6 protein-coding genes are annotated in these 5,807 nt (G+C 36.0%); 4 read left to right on the forward strand and 2 right to left on the reverse strand.

Annotated features, from left to right (window positions below; translation table 11 throughout):
- From rpsR to AACZ30_RS12485, 3 genes are all read left to right on the forward strand, one after another.
- Positions 1–284: 30S ribosomal protein S18 (gene rpsR, locus AACZ30_RS12475; protein WP_339649706.1), on the forward strand; the 284-nt coding region annotated here is incomplete at its 5' end.
- A gap of 12 nt (positions 285–296) precedes the next feature.
- On the forward strand, positions 297–746 hold the full coding sequence (rplI, locus tag AACZ30_RS12480) for a 50S ribosomal protein L9 (RefSeq protein ID WP_075327081.1): 450 nt from the start codon (positions 297–299) through the stop codon (positions 744–746).
- 264 nt (positions 747–1,010) lie between these two features.
- Complete coding sequence (locus AACZ30_RS12485) at positions 1,011–1,487, forward strand: DUF6495 family protein (protein ID WP_075327080.1); 477 nt, start codon at positions 1,011–1,013, stop codon at positions 1,485–1,487.
- Between the two features lie 140 nt (positions 1,488–1,627).
- Here the strand turns inward: AACZ30_RS12485 and AACZ30_RS12490 are convergent, their stop codons facing one another.
- Positions 1,628–2,875, reverse strand: a complete 1,248-nt coding sequence (locus tag AACZ30_RS12490; RefSeq protein ID WP_339649708.1) for an ABC transporter permease — start codon at positions 2,873–2,875, stop codon at positions 1,628–1,630.
- Positions 2,876–3,043: 168 nt separating this feature from the next.
- Here AACZ30_RS12490 and hisS point away from each other — a divergent pair, with 168 nt between their 5' ends.
- The gene (gene hisS, locus AACZ30_RS12495) at positions 3,044–4,414 is read left to right on the forward strand and encodes a histidine--tRNA ligase (RefSeq protein WP_339649710.1); all 1,371 of its coding nucleotides are present in this window, start codon (positions 3,044–3,046) and stop codon (positions 4,412–4,414) included.
- Positions 4,415–4,621: 207 nt separating this feature from the next.
- Here hisS and AACZ30_RS12500 read toward each other — a convergent pair whose 3' ends face one another.
- Positions 4,622–5,575, reverse strand: coding sequence for an aldo/keto reductase (locus AACZ30_RS12500; RefSeq protein WP_339649709.1), 954 nt, complete (start codon positions 5,573–5,575; stop codon positions 4,622–4,624).
- Positions 5,576–5,807 lie beyond the last annotated feature (232 nt).

The following is a 5,807-nucleotide window of genomic DNA, read 5'->3' on the forward strand; positions in this document are numbered from 1 at the left end:
AACAACAAGCAAAAGGAAAAAAAGACGGAGAGATCAGGTATCTTACTCCTCTTAATATAGAGACCAGTAAAACGAAAAAGTATTGTCGTTTTAAGCGATCTGGAATTAAGTATATAGATTACAAAGATCCAGACTGGTTAATGAGTTTCGTAAACGAGCAGGGAAAATTATTGCCTCGTCGCTTAACAGGAACTTCTTTAAAATACCAAAGAAAAGTGGCTGTTGCTGTGAAAAGAGCGCGTCACCTTGCGTTAATGCCATATGTTGGTGATTTACTAAAATAAAAAGAGGCAATTATGGAATTGATACTTAAACAAGACGTAGATAATTTAGGCTTTAAAGATGATGTTGTAAACGTTAAAAACGGTTACGGTAGAAATTATCTTATACCTCAGGGATATGCACATCTTGCAACTCCTTCGGCTAAAAAAGTTTTGGCGGAGACCCTGAAACAAAGAGCTTATAAAGAGCAAAAATTTATCGACGAAGCTAAAAAGCAAGCTGAAAAACTTAATAATGTAGAAGTTAAGTTAACAGCTAAAGCCGGTGCAGGAGACAAATTATTTGGATCTATTACCAATGCAGATTTAGCTGATGCTCTTGCAAAAGAAGGCATTGAAATCGATAAGAAATATATAACTATAGCTGGTGGTAACATCAAGAGATTAGGACAGTACGAGGCAACTTTACGTTTTCATCGTGAAGTGATTTCTACTTACAATTTTGATGTTGTAGCTGAAGCTTAATTTATTTTTTTACAAAGTTAAAAGCCCGCTCCAGTAGTGGGCTTTTCTTATTCTAATGAGACCCTAATTTACAAGTAGCGAAGTTACGCCGTAAATTAGTTGGTCGAATTAATCCCGACCCAGCTCGGGATCTTTATTATCGTCAAGCTGAACTGGTTTCAGCTTCTAACATGTTGGCATTCCAACTATTTAGATTCCGAAATAAATTTAGAATGACGATTTTAAATATATGGAATTTGAAAGTTAATTTTAATTTTTACCAAAATGAAATATTCCAGATTAACCAAAGAGCAGTTTGAAGAAATGAAGCAGGAATTTATTAATTTCCTTGCTACACAATCTATTACTGCAGATGAGTGGGAAGATATTAAAAAGAACAAGCCAAAGGCTGCAGAGCAGGAACTTGATGTTTTTAGCGATCTAATTTGGGAAGGGGTTCTTAATAAAGTGGAATATCTGGAGCACTTTTCTGCAAATCAAATCTATTTATTTCATATTACCGAAGTTACTATTCATCTTATTGCCATTAAAATTGAACACGAAGGAGTAGATCTCACTACCCGAAAAGGCTACAGCTGGCTACAAACTAATTTGCTGGACGAATCTGTGAATATTTATACTTCATCTAAAGCATTAAGTGACGATAGAAATAAAGATATTTTCGCGTTAATAAAGCAGGGAGCCAATATTACAAAGGGTGAGCTTTATAAGTATTTTGATAATATGGTAGAAAGCAAATAAGCTTTTAGAATCCTGGAATAAATTATTAAAAAAGTTGGTATAAGAAAAGGGTGAAAACAGTAAAACTTTAGCTTACTATTTATGCCTTTTTAGAGGATTAAATATAATGAAAAATCTCTAATTTCACTACTCGCTACTCACTACTCATATCTAAGCGACTCAATAGGATCCTGCCTGGCTGCTTTGGCGGCGGGATAACTTCCGGCTAAAATGGCTACAAGAATAGTTATTGCAGTTGCCCATATCATAGCCACCCAGGGCGTGGTAAAGTTAAAATCGGCTGCGGCAGAAACGGCCATCCCAATTAATATTCCGAAGATAATGCCTACAATTCCACCAATTTGTCCAATTATAAGTGTTTCCATAAAAAATTGGGTAGCTATGGTTTTTCGCTTTGCACCTAAGGCTTTTCTTACTCCAATTTCTCGCGTTCTTTCGGTTACACTCACCAACATAATATTCATTAAAGCGATTGATGAACCAAAAATGGTAATTATAGAAATTATCCAGGCTGCAAAATTAAGATAACTGGTAATAGAGAAAATGCGGTTAATAAGATCGTCACTGCGTTCCATCCCAAAATTATTTTCTTCTATGGGATTCAATTTTCGTATATTCCTGAAAGTCAAAATAGCTTCGTCTTGCGCGCCTTCTAACAATTCCTTATCGTCAACTTTAACGCTTACCGCATAATTTATTTGCGGTTGGGTAAACATAGACCGCGCCAATTGTATAGGCATTAAAACACGTAAATCCTGGTTGTTTCCAAAAGTAGAGCCTTTTGATTCCAGAACCCCAATAACCCTAAATTTTGCTCCTCTAATACTAATAATTTTGTCTATAGGATCTGCTCCTTTAAAAAGACCTTCGGGCTTGGCAAAATCGGCTCCAAGCACTACTACGTTATTATTATTCTGAATATCAAAAATGTTGAATTCACGTCCTGCTTCTACATTTAATCCAGAATTTTCCAGGAAATTTTCGTTCACGCCAATTACACGTACTTCAGGATCGGTTTTTTCATTAATATATTTAACTTCTGCAACAGTAGTTCCCGTAAAGGAAACCGCGGTGTGTGCTTTAGGATATTGAAAATTTTCTTCAAATTTTTTCACTTCCCTATAACTAATTATAGGATTAATTTTTTCAACTTCCCCGCCACCCTGTCGCTGTGAGTTGAAATCATACCGCTGAATATTAAAAGTATTTGCTCCCATTGAGGCAAAATCACTACTAATTGTGTTTTCCAGCGCAGTAACCGCACTTAAAATCCCAACCAGAGCAGTTATCCCAATGGCAATAATTAAAACTGTAAGAATAGTTCTAAGTAGCTGACTTTTAATGGAATTAAAAGCGATGCTTATGTTTTCTTTTAATAACCCGAACATAGAATGTTTTTTCAGTGCTATTTAATTAGACTTCATAAGTCGTAGAATGTTACTTAAAATCTGAAATTTGTTCGGGTTCGGGTAAAATTTAAGATATTTGCAGCAATGTTTCAGCCGGTTTTCGGCGCTAACTTTAAACTAAAAAAGGAAACTATTCCTCAAGATTTTATGGCACAAAAACCTTCTATTCCAAAAGGAACTCGAGATTTTAACCCGGCCGAAGTTGCCAAAAGAAATTATATTTTTGATGTAATTAAAACCGAATTTAAAAAGTTTGGTTTTCAGCCAATAGAAACTCCAAGTTTTGAGAACTCAGATACCCTGATGGGGAAATATGGAGAAGAAGGAGACCGTTTAATTTTTAAAATTCTAAATTCCGGAGATTTTCTTAAAAAAGCAGATAACGAAGCTTACGAGAAAAGAGATAGCTTAAAGATTACTTCGTCAATTAGTGAAAAAGCCCTCCGCTACGATCTTACCGTGCCTTTTGCCCGTTATGTGGTACAACATCAAAATGAAATAGATTTTCCGTTTAAACGCTATCAAATTCAACCGGTTTGGAGAGCCGATAGGCCGCAGAAAGGACGATTTAGAGAGTTTTTTCAGTGTGATGCCGATGTTGTTGGAAGCAAAAGTCTTTGGCAGGAAGTTGAATTCGTACAATTATACGATGCCGTTTTTTCAGCTTTAAAATTAGAAGGTGTAACTATTAAAATTAATAACCGAAAAGTATTATCTGGTTTTGCCGAAGTGATTGGTGAAAAAGATAAACTTATAGATTTTACTGTTGCCCTAGATAAGCTGGATAAAATAGGGGAAGAGGGCGTGAAAAAAGAAATGCTGCAAAAAGGTATATCTGAAACTGCTATTGAAAAAATCCAGCCAATTTTTGGATTACACGGTAATTTCACTGAAAAAATAGCCGGAATTAAAGAAATCCTCAGTTCATCAGACACCGGTATGGAAGGAATTAAAGAACTGGAATTTGTTGAAAAAGCTATCCAGAAGATGCCTTTAAAAACTGCAAAACTCGATTTAGATGTAACTCTTGCCCGAGGACTTAATTATTATACCGGCGCTATTTTTGAAGTTTCGGCTCCCGAAAAAGTAAAAATGGGCTCAATTGGCGGCGGTGGCCGTTACGACGATCTTACCGGTATTTTTGGCTTAAAAGATATGAGTGGCGTGGGAATTTCCTTTGGCCTGGACCGAATTTACCTGGTACTGGAAGAACTCAATCTTTTTCCCGAAGCTGTTACTCAAAATACCAAAGCACTTTTTATCAATTTTGGAGACGAAGAGGCGCTGTATGCTTTAAAAGCGGTGAATCGTTTGAGAACCGAAAATATTACTGCCGAATTATTTCCTGATGCTTCGAAAATGAAAAAACAAATGAATTACGCGAATAAGCGCGAAATTCCATTTGTGATCCTAGCTGGGGAAGAAGAAATGCAAGCTGAAAAATTCACCCTGAAAAATATGAAATCTGGCGAGCAGCAGAAAGTTGATTTCGCTGAATTGGTAAAGGTTTTAGGGTAATTAAATATGCTGATGTAAACTTTTAAATTAGAATTAGCCGTCACCCTGAACTGGTTTTAGGGTCTAATTTAGCTTAATTATTATCTTGTTAGGTGCTAAAACGAGTTGAGCATGACGTTCTCTAATACTAATGGATAAAAGTAAGTCACAATGAATAATTTTGTGGTGTGAAAAGCTTTTAGCTGAAGCAATCTCTCCCTAGTATTTCTACTCTTCACTGGCCTTATTTAAAATCGCCATATCTTCATTAGAAAGAGAGATTTTTACCGCTTCGGTAAAGGATTTAAGATGGGAAGACTTAGTAGCGCTGGCAATTGGGGCACTTACTCCGGGTCTGTTTATTAACCAGGCAAGAGCAACAGCAGCTTGCGAAACATCATGTTTTTCTGAAATTTCATCAAGGGATTCTAGGATTTTTTCACCACGAATATTCAGGAATTTATCGGCAAACATTTTACGCTCTTTGCCTTCAAAATCTTCTTTAGTTCGGTATTTCCCGGTTAAAAATCCGCTGGCGAGCGAGAAATAAGGAATTACGCCTAAGTTATTCCTGGTGCAAATTTCTTTAATTTCCCCTTCAAATTTATCACGCACCATTAAATTGTATTCAGGCTGAAAAACTTCATAAGCCGGTAAGTTTTTCTCAGCTGCTTCATCCAGGGATTTTTGTAATCTTTCTGCAGAAAAGTTTGAAGCACCAATATGCTTTATTTCTCCTTTTTTTATAAACTTTTGATAAGCTTCCAGGGCTTCTTCCACAGGGGTTTCTCCATCATCAAAATGCGTAAAATATAGATCTATATAATCTGTTTGCAGTCTCGAAAGTGAATCCTGAACTGCACCGGTAAGATAATCTTGCGTATTATTTTTAGGCCCTCCGGGTTGTAAACTGGATCCCCCTTTAGTAATTAAAGTGATTTTATCGCGTAATTTGCGTTCTTTCATCCATTTACCAATAATTCTTTCTGAAGTGCCGTGTGGAACGCCATCTGCCCAACGGGAGTAAACATCTGCGGTGTCTATGGTTGTGAAACCGAGCTCAAAAAGTTCGTCCAGCATTTTAAAGGACTCTTTTTCATTTAATGTCCATCCAAAAACATTTCCGCCAAATATAATTGGTGCCGATTTTAAACCAGATTTTCCTAATTCAACTTTTTCCATTGCTTTACTTTTTCTTTAAAATTAGCTATCAGTTAGCAGAAAGGCGAATTATAGTAAAGGTTTTGGAAAGATTTAACTTTGTAAAAAGCGGTGGATATTTTAAGAAGAGTTATTTAGTATTCGAGGTGGTAAAGATAAAGTTGAAGTGGTTTTAATAATCGGTAGTATTATCTTCTTCAGTAGTTAGACTTTTTCTGCGCCATATTATATAAATAGCAGCAATTGTTCCCAG

This window comes from uncultured Salegentibacter sp. (genome assembly GCF_963972535.1).
Classification (GTDB): Bacteria; Bacteroidota; Bacteroidia; order Flavobacteriales; family Flavobacteriaceae; genus Salegentibacter.